Genomic DNA, 21,866 nt, shown 5'->3' on the forward strand with positions numbered 1-21,866 from the left:
TCCGGGGTGCGCCACAGGGGGGTGTGGCAGGGCCAGGCTCCGGGCCCGAACCGGTGATCACACGCTGGCATACTCGCGCCATGACCGAGTTCGGGAAGTTTCTGCGGGCTCGCCGTGGCGACGTACGCCCGGCAGACGTCGGGTTGCCCGCCAGAACCGGCACGCGCCGTACGCCGGGTCTGCGCCGGGAGGAGCTGGCGGCGCTGGCCGGTGTGAGCATCGACTACTACGTACGTCTGGAACGCGGCAAGGAGACCCGTCCGAGCCCCTCCGTGGTCGATGCGCTGGCCGACGCGCTCCGCCTCGACGAGGAGGCGCGCGGTTTCCTGCGCGAGCTGGCGGCTCGGGCGGCGCGGCGTGCGCCTGAGCCCCGCCCCCTGCCGTCGCGGCGGGTCCGTCCGACCGTCACGCAGCTTCTGGAGACGCTCCGGCCCAACCCGGCGTACGTCGTGAGCCGCACCAACGACCTGCTGGCTGCCAATCCCGGCGGGCTGCGGCTGCTCCACGGCATCGCCGACTGGCCGGAGCGGCAGCGGAACACCGTTCGGTACACGTTCCTGCATCCGGCTGCCCGCGAGCTGTGGGTGGACTGGGAACAGAAGGCCAAGGGGTGCGTCGCCCAATTGCGGGCGATCGCCGGCACCGATCCGGATGCCCCGGATCTCGCCTCACTCGTAGGTGAATTGATTGTCAAGAGCCCCGACTTCAACCGGCTCTGGGAGCGGTACGAGGTGCGCACGATCGGCGACGGCGAGAAGACGCTCCGGCACCCGGAGGTCGGCACGATGACGCTCACGCACGAGGGTCTGTCCCTGAACCGCGCACAAGGCCAGCGCCTCATCGTCTACATGGCGCCGCCCGGCAGCCCGGACCACGACGCGATGACGCTCCTCGACCTCGCCGCCTCCGGTTCGTCCGCCGGTTCCGGTGAGACGGCGCCCGTCCCACCCTCCCGGGAACAGGGTTAGTCGCGGCCGCCCTTCGAAGAGCGCGAGTCGTCCAGCACGACCCTCAGCGCGTCGACCCGGTTCGTGGTGATCGAGTCGACGCCGCAGCCGATCAGGCGCCGCATCGTACGCCGGGTGTCGGCCGTCCAGACGGAGACGAGCAGACCGTCCCGGTGCACACGGTCCGCCAACTCCCGCCCGACCAAGCCGAATCGGTAGTTCAGCCAGCGCGGCTTCACGGCGTCCAGCAGTGCCGGGCGCGGTGGGGCGAGCGTCGTCCACGTCATCGCGATCTCCGCCGACGCGTTCACGGCCCGCACCGCGAGCATCGTCGCGGGGCCGGCGCAGTAGTACACCCGCTCGCCGGCGCCGCAGTCGTGGACCGTGTCCACCACGGTCCGCACGGCCGCGGGCGTGGCCCCGGGCAGGTCGATCATCAACCGGTGGTCCCCGACCGCGTCCAGCGCCTCGCGCAAGGTCGGCACACCGCCGTGCGTGAGGTCCTCCAACTCGGCCCCGGTGCACCGCGCCACCGGCCGGTCGTGCCCCCACAGCCGCTTCAGCGTCGCGTCGTGCAGCAGGACGGGCACACCGTCGGTGGTCAGCCGTACGTCGATCTCGACCGCTTCCGCGCCTCGCTCGACGGCCGAACGCAGCGACGGCAGTGTGTTCTCACGAAACCTGTACGGGTCGCCGCGATGGGCGACCACCGTCACCGGGCGCACGTCAGCGGGCGAGCCACTCGGCGGTGTACGTGTCGATCTCCGAGGCGATCCGGGCCTTGCCGGCCGGGTCGAGGAACGACGCCTCCACCGCGTTCTTCGCGAGATCGGCGAGGCCGCGCTCGTCGAGGTCCAGCAGCCGGGCGGCGACCGCGTACTCGGTGTTGAGGTCGGTGCCGAACATGGGCGGATCGTCGCTGTTGACGGTCACCAGCACACCGGCGGAGACCATCTCCTTGATCGGGTGCCGGTCGAGATCGGTGACGGCACGGGTGGCGATGTTGGAGGTGGGGCACACCTCGAGCGGGATCCGGCGCTCCGCCAGGTGCGCCAGCAGCTCCGGGTCCTGCGTCGAGCTGGTGCCGTGGCCGATGCGCTCGGCACGCAGGTCGTTCAGGGCGTCCCAGATCGTCTGCGGTCCGGTCGTCTCGCCCGCGTGCGGCACCGAGTGGAGGCCGGCCGCGATCGCGCGGTCGAAGTACGGCTTGAACTGCGGGCGCGGGACGCCGATCTCGGGGCCGCCGAGCCCGAAGGAGACCAGGCCCTCCGGGTGCAGGTCGACCGCGAGCCTCGCGGTCTCCGCCGCAGCCTCGAGCCCGGCCTCGCCGGGAATGTCGAAGCACCAGCGCAGCACCACCCCGAGCTCTGCCTCCGCCGCTGTGCGCGCGTCCTCGATGGCGGCCATGAAGGCCTTCTCCTCGATGCCGCGGCGGGTGGAGCTGAACGGCGTGATGGTCAACTCCGCGTAGCGGATGTTCTGCCGGGCCATGTCGCGGGCGACCTCGAAGGTGAGCAGCCGCACGTCCTCCGGAGTGCGGATCAGATCCACGACCGAGAGATAGACCTCGACGAAGTGCGCGAAGTCGGTGAAGGTGAAGTAGTCGGCGAGCGCCTCGGGGTCGGTCGGGACCTTCGAGTCAGGGTGATTCGCCGCCAGTTCGGCGACGATCCGGGGGGAGGCAGAGCCGACATGGTGCACATGCAACTCAGCTTTGGGCAGCCCTGCGATGAAGGGGTGCAGATCGGTCATCGATTCCTCCAAGTGCCACGGGCCGCTCCAGCTCACGGGCAGGGTCCTGCTCGTCGGCCGGGGGTCCTGCTCCTGGATCATCGTAGGCGGCCCGTCGGGGCCGGAAACCAAGGCCGTAACATAGCCGCACCACCGATGGGGGAGATCCATGTCTGACAATCAGGCCCAGCCGCCCGGCGGGCCGCAGCCGAACGATCCGTGGGCCCCGCCGGAGAGCAGCTCCGCACCGGGCAGGGTGCCCCTGGACAAGCCGGCGTCCACCCCGCCGCCGGGCGTGCACGACCAGCCGACGGTCATCGGGATGCCCGGCGCGGTCCCCGGGGACACCGGGTCCGTCCCGCCGCCTCCGGTCGCGCCCGGCGGACCGGCCCCCGCCCAGCCCGTCGCCGGAGCCTACGGCTACCCGGCCGCCCCGAGCCTGCCGCAGCCGCCGGCTGCCGGCACCGCCGGCTTCGGCGCCCCCGACCCGTACGGCGCCGGATACCCGGGCTACCCGGGATACGGCCAGGCCGGCTGGCAGCAGACCCCGGCCAACGGCATGGGCATCACGGCGATGGTGCTCGGCATCCTCTCCGTCTGTCTGTTCTGCCTCTACGGTGTCGTGGGCATCGTCCTCGGCATCCTGGCGCTGATCTTCGGCATCCTCGGCCGCAAGCGCGCCCAGCGCGGCGAGGCGACCAACGGCGGGATGGCCCTGGCCGGCATCATCCTCGGCGCCTGCGGCATCGTCATCGGCGCCGTGTTCATCGCTCTGATCGCCTGGGGCATCACCACGGCGATCAACGAGGACAAGAAGCAGAAGGAAGAGTACGACTACGACAGCTACTCGAACCACTTGGTCGTGGACGACAGGCGCTAGTTGTACTGATCAGGAGCGGCCTTCGACCGCAGCTCCTCCCGCGCCTCCATCAGCGCGAACCCCAGCAGATTGAGCCCGCACCACCGAGCGGGATCCTGCGCCCGCTCGTCGTCCGAGGCGAGCCCGATGCCCCAGATGCGGTCCATCGGGCTCGCCTCGACGAGCACCCGGTCCCCGGTGGCCAGCAGGAAATGGCGCAGCGCCTCATCCTGCGCGAACTTGTGCACACTGCCGGAGCGCACGATGCCGAACCGCTCGCGCTCCCATATGCCGTCGTCGAAGCCGCGCACCAGCCGCCCTGCCTTCTTGGCCTCCGCAGGGGTCCGCGCCTCCAGCGCCTTGCGCTCCGCGTCCGCGTCGCCGAACAGCCGCGCCTTGGACGCCATCATCCAGTGCTCCGCCGTCTCGTACCGCACGCCGTCCACCACGAAGGGTGACGGCCACCACTGACTGAGGCAGCTTGTGCCGAGCTTGCCGTCCGAGCGCGGGCGGTGCCCCCAGAAGTGCAGGTACTTGATCCGCTGTCCCTGGGCGGCCTGCTTGATCAGCTCTTCGATCCCCATGCACGTGAGCGTGGCAGCCGCCACTGACACCCCGTCTCGCGAAACGGCCGTCGATGCGACACATGGTCGACCGATTCCGTCGCGTAATCAAAAGGCAACAACGGAATCCCTTGTTGCGCAGGTCACCCTCTGTCAGGATCGGCACTCAAATCCCGCTGGAGCAACGGAGAGCACCATGGGCAACCGCTTCCAGATGCACGACCGCTTCGCGGCCGGCGCGCAGTACATCGGGGGGAGGCTGCGCCCCGGCACCTCGGGACGCCTGCAGGACATCGTCGACCCGGCCACCGGCGAAACGGTCCACACCTACGAACTGGCCGGCGCCGCGGACGTGGACGCGGCCGTCGACGCCGCCCGTGACGCGCTGCCCGCCTGGGCCGGTGCCACCCCCGGGACGCGTTCCGACGCGCTGCACCGCTTCGCCGCCGTGCTCGCCGACCGGGCCGAGGACCTCGCCGGGGCCGAGTCGCTCCAGTGCGGCAAGCCCGTCAAGCTGACCACGGAGTTCGACGTCCCCGGTACCGTCGACAACACCGCTTTCTTCGCCGGCGCGGCTCGTCACCTCCAGGGGCAGTCGGCCGGCGAGTACAGTGGCGATCACACCTCGTACGTACGGCGGGAACCGATCGGAACGGTCGGTTCCATCGCCCCCTGGAACTATCCGCTCCAGATGGCCGCGTGGAAGGTCCTGCCGGCCATCGCCGCAGGCAACACCATCGTTCTCAAGCCTGCCGAGATCACCCCGCTCACCTCGCTGATGTTCGCGCAGGCGGCCACGGAGGCGGGCATCCCCGATGGCGTCGTCAACATCGTCAGCGGCGCGGGGAAGGACGCCGGCGAGCACCTGGTGGGCCACCCGGACATCGCCATGACTTCGTTCACCGGTTCCACGGCCGTCGGCAAGCGCGTCGCGGAGATCGCCACGTCCACCGTCAAGCGGCTCCACCTCGAACTGGGCGGCAAGGCCCCCTTCGTGGTCTTCGACGACGCCGACGTCGAGGCCGCGGCGCACGGCGCGGTCGCCGGGTCGCTCATCAACACCGGGCAGGACTGCACCGCCGCCACCCGCGCCTACGTCCAGCGGCCCCTGTACGACGCCTTCGTCGAAGCCGTCGCCGGTCTGATGGCGACGGTCCGGCTCGGCGACCCGTTCGACCCGAGCACCGACCTCGGCCCGCTCGTCTCCCATCTCCAGCGCGACCGCGTCGCCGCCGTCGTGGACCGGGCCCGCGCCTACGCCACCGTCGTCACCGGCGGCGAAGCGCCCCGGGGCGAGCTGAAGAACGGCGCCTACTACCTGCCCACCCTCGTGACCGGCGCCGCGCAGCACAGCGAGATCGTCCAGTCCGAGATCTTCGGGCCGGTCCTGGTCGTGCTGCCCTTCGACTCCGACGACGAAGGCATCGCGCTCGCCAACGACACCCCCTACGGCCTGGCCGCGTCCGCATGGACCCGGGACGTCTACCGCGCCGGGCGCGCCACCCGTGAGATCAAGGCGGGCTGTGTGTGGGTCAACGACCACATTCCGATCATCAGCGAGATGCCGCACGGCGGATACAAGGCCAGCGGCTTCGGAAAGGACATGTCGACCTACTCCTTCGAGGAGTACACGCAGGTCAAGCATGTGATGTACGACAACACCGCCATCGTCCGCAAGGACTGGCACCGCACGATCTTCGGAGACCGTTAGCCTGCAGCCGCGCCTTCGGCGGCCAGATCCACCCGAAAGGGCAGAGCGTCATGGAGCAGTACGAGACCGAGCGCCTCTCCGCGGCACAGCTCGCGGCCATGCGGCGCAGCCTGCGAGACGGACGAGGGGCGCTGTCCCGCCGTTCGCTGCTGCGTGCGTCGGGAGCCGGAGCGCTCGCCGTCGGCGGCGCGGGCATCCTCAGCGGCTGCGGCATCCCGCCCGCCAAGCGGGAAGGCGGGGCGGCGGACGCCGACGACCACTCGGCCGAGGAGAAGCTGATCACTTTCTCCAACTGGACCGAGTACATGGACACCAGCGAGGACGGGAAGACCAGGCCCACCCTCGCCGCGTTCACCAAGCGCACCGGCATCAAGGTCAAGTACACCGAGGACATCAACGACAACGTCGAGTTCTTCGGGAAGATCCAGCCGCAGCTCGCTGCCGGCCAGGACACCGGCCGCGACCTGATCAACGTCACCGACTGGCTGGCCGCCCGGATCATCCGGCTCGGCTGGGCGCAGAAGCTCGACCCGACGCTGCTGCCGCACGCGTATGCCAATCTGTCCCCCCAGTTCCGCACCGTCGACTGGGACCCGGGCCGGGCCTACTCCTACCCGTGGACCGGCATCCCGTGCGTCGTCGCCTACAACTCCAAGGCGACCGGCGGCCGCAAGGTCGACTCCGTCACCCAGCTGCTGGACGACCCCTCCCTCAAGGGCCGGGTCGGTTTCCTCACCGAGATGCGCGACAGCGTGGGCATGACTCTGCTCGACCTGGGCAAGGACCCCGGCACGTTCACCGACGCCGACTACGACGCCGCGATCGGCCGGCTCCAGAAGGGCGTCGACAAGAAGCAGATCCGCCGCTTCACCGGCAACGACTACACCGCGGACCTCGCCAAGGGCGACCTCGCCGCCTGTCTCGCGTGGGCCGGTGACGTCATCCAGCTGCAGGCCGACAACCCGGACATCAAGTACGCGATCCCCGCCGCCGGGTACGTCACGGCCACCGACAACCTGCTGGTCCCCGCCGAGGCCAGGCACCGCACGAACGCCACCCGGCTCATCGACTACTACTACGAGCTCCCTGTCGCCGCCCAGCTCGCCGCGTACATCAACTATGTGACGCCGGTCGCCGGAGTGGGTCCGGAGCTCGCCAAGATCGACCCGGAACTGGCCAAAAACCCGCTGATCATCCCGGACGCGGCCATGGCCGCCAAGTCCCACTCGTTCCGCTCGCTCTCCTCCGAGGAAGAGACCGCGTACGAGGAGAAGTTCGCCAAGCTCATCGGCGCCTGACCCGCCCCTGCCCCCGACACACCTGGGACCGCGACCCATGACTGAAAAGCAAGCGGGCGGCGATGTCCGCCTCTCCGGGATCAGCAAGACGTACGGTTCCTTCACGGCCGTGCACCCGCTGGACCTGACCGTCCCCGAAGGCTCGTTCTTCGCCCTGCTCGGCGCCTCCGGTTGCGGTAAGACCACCACGCTGCGGATGATCGCCGGACTGGAGGAGCCCACCACCGGCACCGTGCTTCTCGGCGACAAGGACGTCACCGGCCTGCCTCCGCACAAGCGCCCCGTCAACACGGTCTTCCAGAGCTACGCGCTCTTCCCGCACCTCAGCATCTACGAGAACGTCGCCTTCGGACTGCGCCGCCGCGGCGTCAAGTCGGTCAAGAAGCAGGTCGACGACATGCTGGAACTCGTCCAGCTCGGCGACTTCGCGCAGCGCAAGCCCCACCAGCTCTCCGGCGGCCAGCAGCAGCGCGTCGCCGTCGCCCGCGCCCTCATCAACCACCCGCGGGTGCTGCTCCTCGACGAGCCCCTCGGCGCCCTCGACCTCAAGCTGCGCCGCCAGATGCAGCTGGAGCTCAAGCGGATCCAGACCGAGGTCGGCATCACCTTCGTGCACGTCACGCACGACCAGGAGGAGGCCATGACGATGGCCGACACGGTCGCGGTGATGAACGGCGGCAGGGTCGAGCAACTCGGAGCCCCCGCCGAGCTGTACGAGAACCCGCAGACCACGTTCGTCGCCAACTTCCTCGGCACCTCCAACCTCATCGAGGCCGACGTCGTCCAGAACACCGGTGGCGAGGTCGTCGTCACCGCGGCCGGTGGCAAGCTTCGGCTGCCCGCCGGGCGCTGTCCGGACGCGACCCGCGCCGGCGGCAGGCTGCTCGTCGGCATCCGCCCGGAGAAGATCTCCCTCACCCCGGCCGCGGACGCCGACACCGTGCCCGCCGGCCGCAACACCGTCACCGGCAGGATCGTTGACTCCTCGTTCATCGGCGTGTCCACCCAGTACGTCGTGGAGAGCCCGGCGGGCAAGGGCCTGGAGGTCTACGCACAGAACGTCGAGCAGCGCGCGGGCCTGGCCCCCGGTGCCGAGGTGGTCCTGCATTGGAATCCGGAGCACACCTTCGGCCTCGACGCCGACCAGGCCATCGACGCAGGTGTGGAGACGGTGGGGGAGACGCCGTGACCGTCACCGAGGCGCCGCCCGCCTCCCCGGCACCCGTGCAACCGCCCGTCCACAAGACCTCGATGCGCCGCAGGCTGGTGCCGTACTGGCTGCTGCTGCCCGGCATCCTGTGGCTGGTCGTCTTCTTCGCGCTCCCGCTCGTCTACCAGGCGTCGACGTCCGTGCAGACGGGCTCGCTGGAGGAGGGCTTCCAGGTCACCTGGCACTTCGCGACGTACTGGAACGCCCTGACCGAGTACTACCCGCAGTTCCTGCTGTCGCTGCTGTACGCCGGCACCGCCACGGCCCTGTGCCTGCTGCTCGGCTACCCGCTCGCGTATCTGATCGCGTTCAAGGCGGGGCGCTGGCGCAACGTGCTGCTGGTGCTGGTCATCGCTCCGTTCTTCACCAGCTTCCTGATCCGGACGCTGGCCTGGAAGACGATCCTCGCGGACGGCGGACCGGTGGTGGAGGTCCTCAACACCGTCGGCTTCCTGGACGTCACCAGCTGGCTCGGCCTGACCGAGGGCAGCCGTGTGCTCGCCACACCGCTCGCCGTCGTCACCGGCCTGACGTACAACTTCCTGCCGTTCATGATCCTTCCGCTCTACACCTCGCTGGAGCGGATCGACCCCCGGCTGCACGAAGCGGCGGGCGATCTGTACGCCAAGCCCTCCACCACCTTCCGCAAGGTGACCCTCCCGCTGTCCATGCCGGGCGTCGTCTCCGGGACGCTGCTGACGTTCATCCCGGCGAGCGGCGACTACGTCAACGCCCAGCTGCTGGGCTCCACGGACACCCGCATGATCGGCAACGTCATCCAGTCGCAGTTCCTGCGGGTCCTCGACTACCCGACGGCGGCCGCGCTGTCGTTCATCCTGATGGCGGTCGTGCTGATCACGGTCACCGTCTACATCCGGCGGGCCGGAACGGAGGATCTCGTCTGATGCGCCTGATCAAGCGGAATCTCGTGGTCATCGCGGGCCTGCTCACGCTCGCCTATCTGCTCCTGCCGAACATCGTCGTGATGGTGTTCTCCTTCAACAAGCCGGCCGGGCGCTTCAACTACTCCTGGCGGGAGTTCTCCACCGACGCGTGGCGGGACCCGTGCGGCGTCGCCGACCTGTGCGGCTCTCTCGTGCTGTCCCTCCAGATCGCCCTGTGGGCGACGATCGGCGCCACCGTGCTCGGCGCGATGATCGCCTTCGCGCTGGTCCGCTACCGGTTCCGGGCGCGCGGCACCATCAACTCGCTGATCTTCCTGCCGATGGCGATGCCCGAGGTGGTCATGGCCGCCTCGCTGCTCACGCTCTTCCTCAACCTGGGCGCCGAGCTGGGCTTCTGGACCATCCTCATCGCACACACCATGTTCTGCCTCAGCTTCGTCGTCGTGGCAGTGAAGGCACGGGTGATGTCGATGGACCCGAAGCTCGAGGAGGCGGCGAGGGACCTCTACGCGGGGCCCGTCCAGACGTTCCTGCGTGTCACCCTGCCGATCGCCGCGCCCGGCATCGCGGCGGGGGCGATGCTGGCCTTCGCCCTGTCCTTCGACGACTTCATCATCACCAACTTCAACTCGGGCAACACCGTCACCTTCCCCATGTTCGTGTGGGGTTCGGCGCAGCGCGGCACGCCCGTCCAGATCAATGTCATCGGCACCGCCATGTTCGCCGTTGCCGTTCTGATCGTGGCGGGTGCCCAGTTCATCAGCGGCCGTCGCAGGAAACGCGCGCTCGCGCAGTAGTCGCAGCACCAGAAGGAGTGGAAACCATGGCTCCAGCCGCCATGACCTTTGCGAAATCACTCTCCGACGCCCGGCCCGCGCCTTTCTGGCTGGAAGACCCAGGCAAGCCGGACGCATTGCCGGCCCTCGCCGGCGACGAGCGGTGCGACCTTCTCGTCGTCGGCGGAGGCTACAGCGGACTGTGGACCGCGCTGCTCGCCAAGGAACGCGATCCCGCACGGGACGTCGTGCTGATCGAGGGGCGTGAGACCGGCTGGGCCGCCTCCGGCCGCAACGGCGGCTTCTGCGCCGCCTCCCTCACCCACGGCCTCGGCAACGGGCTCGCCCGCTGGCCCGACGAGATGGTGAAGCTCGAGGAGCTCGGCGCGCGCAACCTCGACGCCATCGAGGACGCCGTCGCGCGCTACGGCATCGACTGCGACTTCGAGCGCACCGGCGAGATCGACGTCGCCACCGAGCCGCACCAGCTCGCCGAACTCCACGAGACGCACGACGAGGCCTCCCGCCTCGGCTTCACCGGCCTTGAGCTCCTGGACGCCGACGCCGTGCGCGCAGAGGTCGACTCGCCGACGTTCCTCGGCGGCCTGTGGGACCGGCGCGGTGTCGCGATGCTGCACCCGGCGAAGCTGGCCTGGGGCCTCAAGCGGGCCTGCCAGGAACTCGGCGTCCGTATCTACGAGAACACACCAGGGCTGCGGATCGCCGCCTCCGGACCCGGCATCGTCGTGGGCACCCCCTACGGCCGGGTCCTCGCCCACCGTGTCGCGCTCGGCACGAACGTCTTCCCCTCGCTGGTGAAGCGGGTGCGCGCCTACACCGTGCCCGTCTACGACTATGCCCTGATGACCGAGCCGCTCAGCGCCGCGCAACTCGCCTCCGTGGGCTGGAAGCGGCGCCAGGGGCTCGGCGACAGCGCCAACCAGTTCCACTACTTCCGCATCACCGCCGACAACCGCATTCTGTGGGGCGGTTATGACGCGATCTATCCCTTCGGCGGCAGGATGAGCGCCGAGATGGACCACCGGCCGCAGACATATCTGAAGCTCGCCCGGCACTTCTTCCACTGCTTCCCGCAGTTGGAGGGACTCCGGTTCAGTCACGCCTGGGGCGGGGCCATCGACACCTGTTCGCGGTTCTCCGCCTTCTTCGGGACCGCGCACGGCGGAAAGGTCGCCTACGCGGCCGGCTACACGGGCCTCGGCGTCGGCGCCACCCGCTTCGGCGCCGATGTGATGCTGGACCTGCTGGGCGGTGAGCCGACCGAACGGACCGAGTTGAAGATGGTGCGCAGCAAACCGCTTCCGTTCCCGCCGGAGCCGGCGGCATGGGCCGGAATCGGCCTGACCAAGTGGTCGATGGCCAGGGCCGATGCCAACGGCGGCCGGCGCAATCTGTGGCTGAGGACGATGGACCGGTTCGGTCTCGGATTCGACAGCTGACCAGTCGCCACCGTTCGTGTGACGTAGTTCACTTACGGCGGCCGGTCGAAGCCGCGTCATGAAACGGCCGCAGTCCGCTCTTCCGTGTGCAAGCACCGTCTCTGCGCACGGAAATGGAGGCCGGACGATGAACGGCTCGGGGGCCAGGACCGCGTTGGAGTGGCTGGTGGCAGTGGTGCCGGACCCGGACGCCTGCCGGTGGGAGTGGGAGCGGAACCAGTACGGGATCGCTCTCCTGCCGGCCGGCAGGCGCTGGGACGTGCTGATCATGCCGGGTGAACTGGGCTCTCCCACACTGAACGTGCTTTCCCGGCTGGTCGACCGGCCCGGGCCGGTCCTCGTCGGCTCCGCCGAGTCGCGCATGGGCTTCTTCGTCCCGCCGGGCACGGCCGGGCGATGGATGGGGGCCGGCGTCCGCACGGCCGGGCAGGGCACGTGGATCGTCGTCCCGTACCCGGGCCGTACGGCCGACGGTGTGCGCTGGCTGGTCACGCCCGACGGTTCCGGGACGCTCACCGACCCCTTGCTGCTGGAGCTCGCGATGCACGAGGCAGCGGCCGGTATCGCTGGTGGTTGCGGGAGAGGTGGCCGGTGGCAGTGACGAGGCAGGCGGGTGGGGGCGTGGCGCCAGAGGTCTTGACAACCTGATTGGTCTGGACCATGTTGTGCGGCGCCGCACTCAAACCCCCCATGCCCGGAGGCTGTTGTGGACCGCACCAGATTTACCGCTGCCTTTGCGGCAGCCGTCCTCGCCGTCACCGGCCTCGTCGCCACCGCCCCGACAGCACAAGCGGCGGACGCCGAACTCACGCGCAACGGAGGCTTCGAGGCAGGACTGACCGGCTGGAGCTGCACGGCCGGCAGCGGCGCCGCAGTCTCCTCGCCCACCCACGGCGGTACATCCGCCCTCAAGGCCACCCCGGCCGGCAGTGACAACGCCAAGTGCAGCCAGACCGTCACCGTGAAACCGAACTCCGACTACACCCTCAGCGGCTGGGTGCAGGGCAGTTACGTCTACCTCGGCGCGTCCGGCACCGGAACCACCGACGTCTCCACCTGGACCGGGTCCGCTCCCAGCTGGCAGAAGCTGACGACGTCCTTCCGCACCGGCGCCTCGACGACCTCCGTCACGATCCACACCCACGGCTGGTACGGCACGCCCGCCTACCTCGCCGACGACATCTCCCTGTTCGGTCCGGGCGGTGACCCGGTCACCGTTCCGGCCGCACCCACCAACCTGCGCGCGAGCAGCCCCGGTTCGACCTCCGTCCCGTTGAGCTGGAACGCCTCGCCGGGCGCCACCGCGTACCACGTGTACCGCGACGGCTCCCGGGCCACGACCGTCAACGGCACCTCGGCCACCGTGACCGGCCTCACCGCCTCCACCGCGTACACCTTCCAGGTATCGGCGGCCAACGAGGCGGGCGAGTCGCCGAAGTCCGCGACCCTGAGCGCCACGACCGCATCGGGCGGCGGCGGCAACGGCGGCGACCTGCCCGCCCACGCCCTCGTCGGCTATCTGCACGCCGGCTTCGCCAACGGCTCCGGCTACACCCGCATGGCCGACGTGCCAGACTCCTGGGACGTCATCAACCTTGCCTTCGGCGAGCCGACCTCCGTCACCTCCGGAGACATCCGCTTCAAGCTCTGCCCCGTCGCCGAGTGCCCGAACGTCGAATCGGAGGCCGACTTCAAGGCCGCCGTCAAAGCCAAGCAGGCCGCGGGCAAGAAGGTCCTGATCTCCATCGGCGGCGCCAACGGCCAGGTCCAGCTCTCCACCACGACCGCGCGGGACACCTTCGTCTCCTCCGTCTCGAAGATCATCGACGACTACGGCCTCGACGGCCTCGACATCGACTTCGAGGGCCATTCCCTGTCGCTGAACACCGGCGACACCGACTTCCGCAACCCGACCTCGCCGGTGATCGTCAACCTGATCTCCGCCCTCAAGACCCTCAAGGCCACGTACGGCTCGGACTTCGTACTCACCATGGCCCCCGAGACCTTCTTCGTGCAGCTCGGATACCAGTACTACGGCTCCGGGCCCTGGGGCGGCCAGGACCCGCGCGCCGGCGCGTACCTGCCGGTCATCCACGCCCTGCGCGACGACCTCACCCTGCTGCACGTCCAGGACTACAACTCGGGCCCGATCATGGGCCTGGACAACCAGTACCACTCGATGGGCGGCGCGGACTTCCACATCGCCATGACCGACATGCTGCTCACCGGCTTCCCGGTCGCCGGTGACCAGGCGAAGTTCTTCCCGGCACTGCGGCCGGAACAGGTCGCGATCGGCCTGCCGGCCTCCCCCCAGGCGGGCAACGGCCACACCTCGCCCACCGAGGTGAACAAGGCGCTGAACTGCCTGACGAGGAAGACCGACTGCGGCGGCTACGCGACCCACGGCACCTGGCCCGCCCTGCGCGGACTGATGACCTGGTCGGTCAACTGGGACCGCTTCAACCAGTACGAGTTCTCGAAGAACTTCGACGCCTACACATGGCGCTGAGCCAGGGCAGCAGTGCCCCGAACAGGCACAGGCTGCCCAGCACGTCCAGCGGCCAGTGATAGCCGCGCAGCACCAGGCCGACGCCCGTCGTTACCGTGAGGACCGCGGCGACGGGCATCGCCCATCTCCGGCGCAGATATGGCGTGACGAGCAGCGCGGCCCCGAAGTAGGCGACCGTCGCGGTCGCCATATGGCCCGACGGGTACCAGCCGATGTCCGGCTCCAGCGGGCCCGGGCGGGCGATCCACAGCTTGAGCGGTACGACCAGCGCGGGCACGGCCGCCATCGCGAGCGCGGCGATCAGTGCCGCCCGCCACTGCCGCAGGTCACGCAGCAGGACGTACGCGATCGCCGCGAGGAGGGCGAGGGGGGCGACGGTCGTGCTGCCGAGGTCGGCGAGCAGTTCGGTGAGGACGGTGGGTCCGGTGCCGAACAGCGCGCGGCCCAGCCGTACGTCCGCGCTCAGCAGCGGCCCTTCGGCGGCCACCTGCCAGGTGACGACGGCGAAGAGCACGGCGCACAGCGCCGCCCCGGTGCCGGAACGCCGAGAGGCCGGCCGCCTCGGAACAGGGGGGGTGGTTCCGAGACGGCCGGCCGGACCGGTTTGCCGCGCGCCCCGGGGGGTGTGGGGCGGGCGGCCATCCGATCGGTGAGGAGTTCCGGAGCCTGAAGCTCCAGTGGTGTGCGCGAGGGCACGGCCAGGTCGAGGCTGGGGAGGCTCCGGCCTGGGGTCGCCCGCAGTCTCCTGCGAGCGGGGTGTTTCTCTCATCTGCAGGAACCGTACGTCAGGCGAAAGGGGACCGACAGCCGGATCTCCATCCCGCCATCGGCCCCCCACAGCTTCTTCACAGAGCGGGTCCGTCGCCGCCGGTCAGAGCGCTGCGAACGCCTGCTCGAGGATGTCGAGACCCTCGTTCAGGAGGTCTTCGCCGATCACCAGCGGCGGCAGGAAGCGCAGTACGTTGCCGTAGGTGCCGCAGGTCAGGACGAGCAGACCCTCGGCGTGACAGGCCTTCGCGAGCGCGCCCGTCGCCTCCGGGTCGGGCTCCTTGGTGGCCGGGTCCTTCACCAGCTCGATCGCGATCATCGCGCCGCGACCGCGGATGTCGCCGATGACGTCGTACTTCTCCTGCATCGCGGCGAGACGGCCCTTCATGACCTCCTCGATCCGCTTGGCCTTGCCGATGAGGTCCTGCTCGCGCATCGTCTCGATCGAACCGAGCGCGCCGGCGCAGGCCACCGGGTTGCCGCCGTAGGTGCCGCCGAGGCCGCCGGCGTGCGGGGCGTCCATGATCTCGGCGCGCCCGGTCACGGCGGCCAGCGGCAGACCGCCCGCGATGCCCTTGGCGGTGGTGATCAGGTCGGGGACGATGCCCTCGTCCTCGCAGGCGAACCACTGGCCGGTGCGGCAGAAGCCCGACTGGATCTCGTCGGCGACGAACACGATGCCGTTGTCGTTGGCGAACTTCACGATCGCCGGGAGGAAGCCCTTGGCCGGCTCGATGAAGCCGCCCTCGCCGAGGACCGGCTCGATGATGATCGCGGCGACGTTCTCCGGGCCGATCTGCTTGGTGATCTGGTCGATGGCCTGGGCGGCGGCCTCGGGACCGCAGTTCTCCGGGCCGGTCGGCCAGCGGTAGCCGTAGGCGACCGGGACGCGGTAGACCTCGGGCGCGAACGGGCCGAAGCCGTGCTTGTACGGCATGTTCTTGGCGGTCAGCGCCATCGTCAGGTTCGTACGGCCGTGGTAGCCGTGGTCGAAGACCACGACAGCCTGGCGCTTGGTGTGCGCGCGGGCGATCTTGACGGCGTTCTCGACGGCCTCGGCGCCCGAGTTGAACAGGGCGGACTTCTTGGCGTGGTCGCCCGGCGTCAGCTCCGCCAAGGCCTCGCACACCTCCACGTAACCCTCGTACGGGGTCACCATGAAACAGGTGTGGGTGAAGTCCTGCAGCTGGGCGCTCGCCCGGCGTACGACAGCTTCGGCGGAGGCGCCCACCGAGGTCACGGCGATGCCGGAGCCGAAGTCGATCAGACGGTTGCCGTCGACGTCCTCGATGATCCCGCCGCCCGCGCGGGCCGTGAAGACGGGCAGTACGGACCCCACACCGCCGGCGACCGTGGCCGTGCGGCGGGCCTGAAGCTCCTGCGACTTCGGGCCGGGGATGGCGGTGACGACGCGGCGCTCCTGCGGGATTGCGGTCATGCGGGGCTCCTGGGGGTGTATCCGGACGCTTGTTGTCTTTCTCCGCAGGCTAGGCGCGGGGCGGGGATGCGGGCATGCGCCGTTCGGGAGTGTTGGGGGGTGTGTCGTTGTCCGCGACGGCCATAGGCCCTCCTCGTCGGGGGCTCTTCGCTGCGCGGCCCTCGTGCGCGGCCCGCAGCGCCTTCCCGGGTACCCCATGAGCGTCGGCCCGACCGGGCCGAACCGGGGTCACGGACGGGGCCACGCCCCGAAGCGTTGACCGGAGTGCCGGCCGCGCAAGGGCTTACGCACTAGATTGACGGTGCACAGAGCGGGCCTGGCTGGTCAGGGGGCAGCGGTTCATGGAATCCGAAGGCACATTCGACGCACGCGGCACACGCGCCAATCCCGTGCCTCGTCCCGCCGAACCACCGGCGGAGGTACCGCCCGTGCCGCCCGGAACACCCGCCCTGCCCGGCCACGCGCCCACCACCCGCCCCGCCCTGCTCGAGTGGCTGCGGACGCCCCGGCCGCCCGCGGAGCCCGGCGTGTGGCGGCTCGGTCACCTGCCGCGACCCGACGAGGAGCCTGAGCTCGTTCCCGCGAGGCGGCTGTTCTCAGGGGCCCTCATCGCCCTGCTGACCGGGTGGCTGCTCTGGTCCCTGCTGTGGAACGGCTACCTCGGCCGCTACTGGCTCTGGCCCCTCCTGGTCCTCACCCCGGACTCCTGGCGCGCCGACGCGACGGCCTGGGCGAACGCAAGCTACGTCTACTACGCGATCATCGGCGGCGGCATGCTGGTGTTCTTCGCCCGCATCGGCAACGTGCCGGAGATCTGGCGGCGCTACGTCGTCCGCGGGGACAAGCCCGTCCCCCCGGCCCCGCCCGCCCCCGACGCGGACCCCGCCGACTGGCCCGAGCTGCGCGGCGCCGGGCTGACCGAAGCCGCAGGACACCTCGCCGAGTCCGCACGCGCCGGAACGCTGGGCGACGTGGACTACGCGAGGATCCGGCGCGCCTGGCAGGGCGTTCAGGCGAGGCCCGAGCGGCTCTCCGCCTTCGCCGACACCGTGCGCAGGCACGGTCCGGCGGCCTGCGCCCACCCGTCCGGCATGCGGGACCTCCCGGTGCGCACGGCGACACACGACCTCGCGACCGGCCAGGTCAAGATCGGTACCGTCGTCGACGACGCCCGGAACCCCTACGCCCGCCGGACCACCGGCGTGGCCCTGGAGCCCGCGCTGCTCGGTACGTCGCTGCTCGCCGTCGGCCCCTCCGGGTCCGGCAAGAGCGTGCGGCTCGTGCGGCCCGTCGTCGAATCCCTGTGCCTGCTGGCGCTCGCCAACCGCGCCGCCGTCGTCGCCGTCACGGCCCACGGCACGGCTGTCGCCCCCGACGGCGACTTCGACCTGGTGATCTCCGTCGGCCGAGCCGACTCCACCCACGACCTGGACCTCTACGGCGGAGCGGAGGACCCCGACGAGGCCGCCCGGATGCTCGCGGAGGCCCTCGTCGGTGACCTCGCCACCGGTCTGCCCGGCGGCGACAGCCGGCGCGCCGCCACCGCCCTGGCCCAGCTGATCGGGCCCTACCAGTGCGTGTACGGACACTTCCCCGCCGTCGCGGAGCTCCGCGAGTTGCTCGGCGGCGCGCCCGCCGCGACCAGTGCGCTGCGCACCGCCCTGGAGGAGGCCGGGGAGGCTTCCCAGTTGCGTGAACTGGACGCCCGGGAACGGCAGTCGGCCCGAGCCGACGACATCGGCGTGCTGCTCGCCGAACGGATCGCCTTCCTCGACCGGCCCGCGTTCGCGCAGTTCTTCCGCACCGACGGCGGCGGGCGGCCCTTCTCGCTGCGCGCCATCGAGCACCCCCTGCGCGTCCGTGTCGACCTTCCCGAGCGCGGCCACGCCGAAGCCTCACGGATCATCGCCCGGTTGGTGCTGGCCCAGTTCACGGAGGCCGCGCTCACCCGCTCCGACCGCTCCCTTTTCGCCTGTCTGGTCCTCGACGACGCGACCTGCACCGTCACCGCCGACTCGGTCCGCGCGTTGCAGCGGCTGCGCTCCGCCCACGCCGGGGTCGTCCTCGCGCTGCGCACCCTCGAGGACGTGCCGGAGCCGCTGCGCGGTCCGCTGCTCGGCGCGGTCGGCTGCCGGATGGCCTTCTCCGGGCTCGCGCCCTGGGACGGCGGCCGGTTCGCGGAGACCTGGGGCACGGAGTGGGTCCAGACCCGTGACGTGACCAACCGGCAGATCATTTCCGACGAGCCCTTCACCAAGGCGCTGCACATGATGCGCCGCCTGGTCACCGGCAGAGCGGCCACCGCGGAGGCGATCACGGTGCGCGAGGTCGAACGGGCCCGCTGGTCGGCGTCCGACCTTGCCCACGCCGTACCGGCCGGTCACGCGGTGCTGTCCCTGACGACCGTCAGGGGAGAGCACGCGCCGCCACTGCTGGTGGATCTGCGGACCTGAGAAGCGGACGGCCGGCCGAGCGGGTTCACCTGAGGCGTGCGCGACGGGCCGAGCGGTGCCACTGAGGCATGCGCGACCGGCCGACCGGTGCCACTGAGGCGTGCGCGACGGGCCGAGCGGTGCCACTGAGACGTGCGCGGTCGGCCGAGCGGCGTCACCGACTGCTACGCCCTGGCAGAATCGACGTATGCCGTTCATACGGGACGGCGAAATCCGAACCGCCGTTCCCTGCCTCGAAGGGCCCCTGGTCCCATGCCGCCCACCCTCGCCTCGCTCGTCCAGCACTCGGCGCTCAAGCTCACCGTGCGCGCCGGGGAGGACCGGCTGGAGACGCCGGTACGGTGGGCCCACGTCAGCGAACTCGCCGATCCCGTCCCGTACATGGAAGGCGGCGAGCTGCTGCTCGTCACCGCCATGACCCTGGACGCGGAGGACCGCGAGGCCATGCGGCGCTATGTGCGCCGGCTGGTGGGTGCGGGAGTGGTCGGTCTCGGCTTCGCGGTCGGCGTGTACTACGAGGACATCCCGGACGCCCTTGTCGAGGCCGCACGCGAGGAGGGGCTGCCGCTCCTCGCCGTACCGCGCCGCACGCCCTTCCTCGCCATCAGCAAGGCAGTCTCCGCCGCGATCGCGGCCGACCAGTACCGGGCCGTGACCGCCGGATTCGAGGCCCAACGCGAGCTCACCCGGGCCGCGCTCGCCGAGGGACCGCCCGCGGTTGTCGCACGGCTCGCCGCGTACGTCGACGGGTGGGCGGCCCTGTACGACACCTCCGGCGCGGTCGTCGCCGCGGCGCCCGAGTGGGCCGCCCGCCGCGCGGCCCGGCTCACCGCCGACGTCGAGCGGCTGCGCGAACGCGCCGCGCCCGCGAGCGCCGTGGTCGGCGGCACGGACGAGGACGACCGGGTCGAGCTCCAGTCGCTGGGCACCGGACGCCGGGTCCGCGGCGCCCTCGCCGTCGGCACGGGAGCCCCGCTGGGCACGTCCGAGCGCTACGCCGTGCACTCCGCGGTCGCCCTGCTCACCCTGTCCACCGAGCGGTCCCGTTCGCTTCAGGCCGCCGAACAGCGCCTGGGCGCAGCGGTGTTGCGGATGCTGCTGTCCGGGCAGCCGGACCACGCCCGCGCGGTTGCCGGCGATCTGTACGGCGGACTGCTCGACGCCCCGTTCCGGCTCCTGATCGCCGAACCCGCCGGGGAACCGGACGGAGACGGCACGTCGAGCGCACTCGGCGCCTTCACCGAGGCCCTCGAGTCGGCGGCCGCGCGTGCCGGGGAGACCGTCCTCGCCGTCCCCGACGGCACCGAGGACCGGGTCGTGGTGCTCGCCGTGGACGGTGGCGCGGTGGCCGCCGCGTGCACGGCCGCATACGCGGCCAAGGACGCGGACGAAGCTCAGGTCTACGTCGGACTGTCCGCGCCGACCGGCCCGATTGCGGCCGCCGGGGCGTACAAGCAGTGCGAACAGGCGCTCTCCGTGGCACGGCGGCGGGGCCGCGCCCTGGTCGAGCACGAGGAGCTGGCGACGGGGTCGATCCTGCCGCTGCTCGCCGACGACGCGGTGCGCGCCTTCGCGGACGGCATGCTGCGTGCGCTGTATGAGCATGACGCGACAGGGCGCGGCGACCTCGTCGCGTCGCTGCGCGCCTGGCTCTCGCGCCACGGCCAGTGGGACGCGGCCGCCGCCGACCTGGGCGTGCACCGGCACACGTTGCGCTACCGGATGCGCCGGGTGGAGGAGATCCTGGGGCGCTCGCTGGACGACGCGGACGTGCGGATGGAGCTGTGGCTGGCGCTGAAGGCGACGGGCGAGCCGCAGCAGTCGCGATAGCGAGCCACGGCGGCGGCCGCACTCGCGGCGGCCGGCCACGTCAGCCACGACACCGAGTCGCACCGCCGCGCCCGTCTCCGGTGGCGAGCCGTGACCGGCGCGACATCGGCCGGGCCTGCTGCGCCGGCGGGCCACGGCACGCAACGGCGGCATCAGCAAACGGCGGCGGCCGCCGCACCGTCGCGCTAGCTGGCCGCCGCAGTCGCTGCAGCGAGTCACGCCAGCCGCGACAGCGGGCCCGCACCGCCGCGTCAGCCACCCGCGTCCACCCCGTTGCGCGCCCAGCGCAGCGGGAATCGTCGAATCCTGCCCGAAGGCGGGCAGGATTGTTGGCTTCGAGTCCCCCGAATCCCTAATCTCCTGCGCATGACAAGCCCCGCCGCAGAGCCGGCACCCGATGTCCGAGGTTCCTCCCCGGCCCCTTCCGATGCCTCCCCGTCCGGCCGCCGCCGGATATCCGGGGCCGTCTTGGCCGCCCTCGGCATCGTTTATGTCGTCTGGGGTTCCACCTATCTCGGCATCCGCATCGTCGTCGAAACGATGCCGCCGTTCATCTCCGCGGCAGGCCGGTTCGTCGTCGCCGGTCTGATTCTCGGCGCGCTCGTGGCCTGGCGGCACGGCCCCTCGGCGCTCAAGGTCACGAAGCCGCAGCTCGCCTCCGCGGCGACCGTCGGTCTGCTGCTGCTCCTCGGCGGAAACGGCCTGGTTGTCCTCGCGGAGACCTCCGTCCCCTCCGGTCTCGCCGCGCTGCTGATCGCCGTGGTCCCCGCCTGGGTCGTCGTCCTGCGCAGGGCCTTCGGCGAGCGTCCCGGACTCGGGGCCTACGCCGGTGTGTCGCTCGGGCTCGCCGGCCTGGCCGTGCTGACCCTGCCCGGGCTCAGCGGTGACGTGCGCATCGGGGGAGTCCTCACCGTGATTGCCGCGACCGTGATGTGGTCGGTCGGCTCCTTCTCGTCGTCGCGCCTCCCCATGCCGGCCAACCCGTTCGCCGCCAGTGCGTACGAGATGGTGGCGGCCGGTATCGGCTGCGCGCTTGTGGCGCTGGGCCGGGGCGAACATCACGACTTCGATCCGGGTGACGTCTCCACCCGATCCTGGGTCGCGCTGGCCTACCTCGTCGTGTTCGGCTCGCTGCTCGCGTTCACGGCGTACGCCTGGCTGCTGCACACCGCCCCGCTCTCGCTGGTCGCCACCTACGCGTATGTCAACCCCGTCGTCGCCGTGCTGCTCGGCGCGCTGGTGCTCGACGAGCGGCTGTCCTGGCCGATCGCGGTGGGCGGCACCGTCGTCGTGGCGGGCGTGTGCCTGATCGTGTCCACGGAGCGGCGCCGTTGACTCGCCAAAGCGGCCAGCCGAGGCGCGCGACCACTCCATGCCGGACAAACGACCCCGGAGGCCTGCGGCCCTA

18 protein-coding genes are annotated in these 21,866 nt (G+C 70.9%); 13 read left to right on the plus strand and 5 right to left on the minus strand.

The features are described 5' to 3' along the window. The first annotated feature begins 80 nt into the window (after positions 1 to 80). A complete protein-coding gene (locus tag ACIQ7Q_RS29500) occupies positions 81 to 968 on the plus strand; it encodes a helix-turn-helix transcriptional regulator (RefSeq protein ID WP_403868565.1) in 888 nt (295 codons plus the stop codon). On the opposite strand, the gene ACIQ7Q_RS29505 is transcribed toward ACIQ7Q_RS29500, so the two are convergent. Both ACIQ7Q_RS29505 and ACIQ7Q_RS29510 read right to left on the minus strand, forming a co-directional pair. Further along, positions 965 to 1,672 (minus strand): glycerophosphodiester phosphodiesterase, encoded by a 708-nt coding sequence (locus ACIQ7Q_RS29505; RefSeq protein WP_403868568.1) that lies wholly within the window; start codon positions 1,670 to 1,672, stop codon positions 965 to 967. The two genes, ACIQ7Q_RS29500 and ACIQ7Q_RS29505, sit on opposite strands and share 4 nt — an antisense overlap. A gap of 1 nt (position 1,673) precedes the next feature. After that, positions 1,674 to 2,699 (minus strand): adenosine deaminase, encoded by a 1,026-nt coding sequence (locus ACIQ7Q_RS29510; RefSeq protein WP_403868571.1) that lies wholly within the window; start codon positions 2,697 to 2,699, stop codon positions 1,674 to 1,676. Positions 2,700 to 2,847: 148 nt separating this feature from the next. On the opposite strand from ACIQ7Q_RS29510, the gene ACIQ7Q_RS29515 reads away from it, so the two are divergent. Further along, positions 2,848 to 3,558: a DUF4190 domain-containing protein gene (locus ACIQ7Q_RS29515; RefSeq protein ID WP_403868574.1), complete on the plus strand. Its 711-nt coding sequence runs from the start codon at positions 2,848 to 2,850 to the stop codon at positions 3,556 to 3,558. Here ACIQ7Q_RS29515 and ACIQ7Q_RS29520 read toward each other — a convergent pair. Next, on the minus strand, positions 3,555 to 4,121 hold the full coding sequence (locus ACIQ7Q_RS29520; RefSeq protein WP_403868576.1) for an NADAR family protein: 567 nt from the start codon (positions 4,119 to 4,121) through the stop codon (positions 3,555 to 3,557). The genes ACIQ7Q_RS29515 and ACIQ7Q_RS29520 overlap by 4 nt on opposite strands. Before the next feature lie 175 nt (positions 4,122 to 4,296). Between ACIQ7Q_RS29520 and ACIQ7Q_RS29525 the strand changes: the two genes are divergently transcribed. The 8 genes from ACIQ7Q_RS29525 (at position 4,297) to ACIQ7Q_RS29560 (ending at position 13,969) form a co-directional block, all read left to right on the plus strand. Beyond that, the gene (locus tag ACIQ7Q_RS29525; protein WP_403868579.1) at positions 4,297 to 5,811 is read left to right on the plus strand and encodes a gamma-aminobutyraldehyde dehydrogenase; all 1,515 of its coding nucleotides are present in this window, start codon (positions 4,297 to 4,299) and stop codon (positions 5,809 to 5,811) included. Between the two features lie 50 nt (positions 5,812 to 5,861). Further along, entirely contained in the window at positions 5,862 to 7,109 is a 1,248-nt protein-coding gene (locus ACIQ7Q_RS29530) for a spermidine/putrescine ABC transporter substrate-binding protein (protein WP_403868582.1), read from the plus strand. Positions 7,110 to 7,146: 37 nt separating this feature from the next. Further along, a complete protein-coding gene (locus ACIQ7Q_RS29535; RefSeq protein ID WP_403868585.1) occupies positions 7,147 to 8,298 on the plus strand; it encodes an ABC transporter ATP-binding protein in 1,152 nt (383 codons plus the stop codon). Then, positions 8,295 to 9,224: an ABC transporter permease gene (locus ACIQ7Q_RS29540; RefSeq protein ID WP_403868589.1), complete on the plus strand. Its 930-nt coding sequence runs from the start codon at positions 8,295 to 8,297 to the stop codon at positions 9,222 to 9,224. The genes ACIQ7Q_RS29535 and ACIQ7Q_RS29540 overlap by 4 nt, the downstream gene beginning before the upstream one ends. Further along, the gene (locus tag ACIQ7Q_RS29545; protein ID WP_403868592.1) at positions 9,224 to 10,021 is read left to right on the plus strand and encodes an ABC transporter permease; all 798 of its coding nucleotides are present in this window, start codon (positions 9,224 to 9,226) and stop codon (positions 10,019 to 10,021) included. The genes ACIQ7Q_RS29540 and ACIQ7Q_RS29545 overlap by 1 nt, the downstream gene beginning before the upstream one ends. Before the next feature lie 26 nt (positions 10,022 to 10,047). Continuing rightward, positions 10,048 to 11,460, plus strand: coding sequence for an NAD(P)/FAD-dependent oxidoreductase (locus ACIQ7Q_RS29550; RefSeq protein WP_403868595.1), 1,413 nt, complete (start codon positions 10,048 to 10,050; stop codon positions 11,458 to 11,460). A gap of 127 nt (positions 11,461 to 11,587) precedes the next feature. Then, positions 11,588 to 12,061 (plus strand): hypothetical protein, encoded by a 474-nt coding sequence (locus tag ACIQ7Q_RS29555; RefSeq protein ID WP_403868598.1) that lies wholly within the window; start codon positions 11,588 to 11,590, stop codon positions 12,059 to 12,061. Positions 12,062 to 12,166: 105 nt separating this feature from the next. Next, positions 12,167 to 13,969 carry a chitinase gene (locus ACIQ7Q_RS29560; protein WP_403868601.1) on the plus strand — a complete coding sequence of 601 codons (1,803 nt, stop codon included), beginning with the start codon at positions 12,167 to 12,169 and terminating at the stop codon, positions 13,967 to 13,969. On the opposite strand, the gene ACIQ7Q_RS29565 is transcribed toward ACIQ7Q_RS29560, so the two are convergent. Both ACIQ7Q_RS29565 and gabT read right to left on the minus strand, forming a co-directional pair. Beyond that, complete coding sequence (locus tag ACIQ7Q_RS29565; protein ID WP_403868604.1) at positions 13,920 to 14,483, minus strand: phosphatase PAP2 family protein; 564 nt, start codon at positions 14,481 to 14,483, stop codon at positions 13,920 to 13,922. The genes ACIQ7Q_RS29560 and ACIQ7Q_RS29565 overlap by 50 nt on opposite strands. A 357-nt stretch (positions 14,484 to 14,840) precedes the next feature. Next, entirely contained in the window at positions 14,841 to 16,175 is a 1,335-nt protein-coding gene (gabT, locus tag ACIQ7Q_RS29570; protein ID WP_403868607.1) for a 4-aminobutyrate--2-oxoglutarate transaminase, read from the minus strand. A 341-nt stretch (positions 16,176 to 16,516) separates the two neighbouring features. Between gabT and ACIQ7Q_RS29575 the strand changes: the two genes are divergently transcribed. The 3 genes from ACIQ7Q_RS29575 to ACIQ7Q_RS29585 all read left to right on the plus strand — a co-directional run bounded on the left by ACIQ7Q_RS29575 (position 16,517) and on the right by ACIQ7Q_RS29585 (position 21,793). Next, positions 16,517 to 18,628, plus strand: a complete 2,112-nt coding sequence (locus ACIQ7Q_RS29575; protein ID WP_403868609.1) for an ATP-binding protein — start codon at positions 16,517 to 16,519, stop codon at positions 18,626 to 18,628. 252 nt (positions 18,629 to 18,880) lie between these two features. Next, positions 18,881 to 20,458, plus strand: coding sequence for a PucR family transcriptional regulator (locus tag ACIQ7Q_RS29580; RefSeq protein ID WP_403868612.1), 1,578 nt, complete (start codon positions 18,881 to 18,883; stop codon positions 20,456 to 20,458). Between the two features lie 366 nt (positions 20,459 to 20,824). Next, positions 20,825 to 21,793 carry an EamA family transporter gene (locus tag ACIQ7Q_RS29585; RefSeq protein WP_403868615.1) on the plus strand — a complete coding sequence of 323 codons (969 nt, stop codon included), beginning with the start codon at positions 20,825 to 20,827 and terminating at the stop codon, positions 21,791 to 21,793. Positions 21,794 to 21,866: the final 73 nt, after the last annotated feature.

The sequence above is a fragment of the Streptomyces sp. NPDC096176 genome (genome assembly GCF_044763255.1).
Taxonomy (GTDB): domain Bacteria; phylum Actinomycetota; class Actinomycetes; order Streptomycetales; family Streptomycetaceae; genus Streptomyces.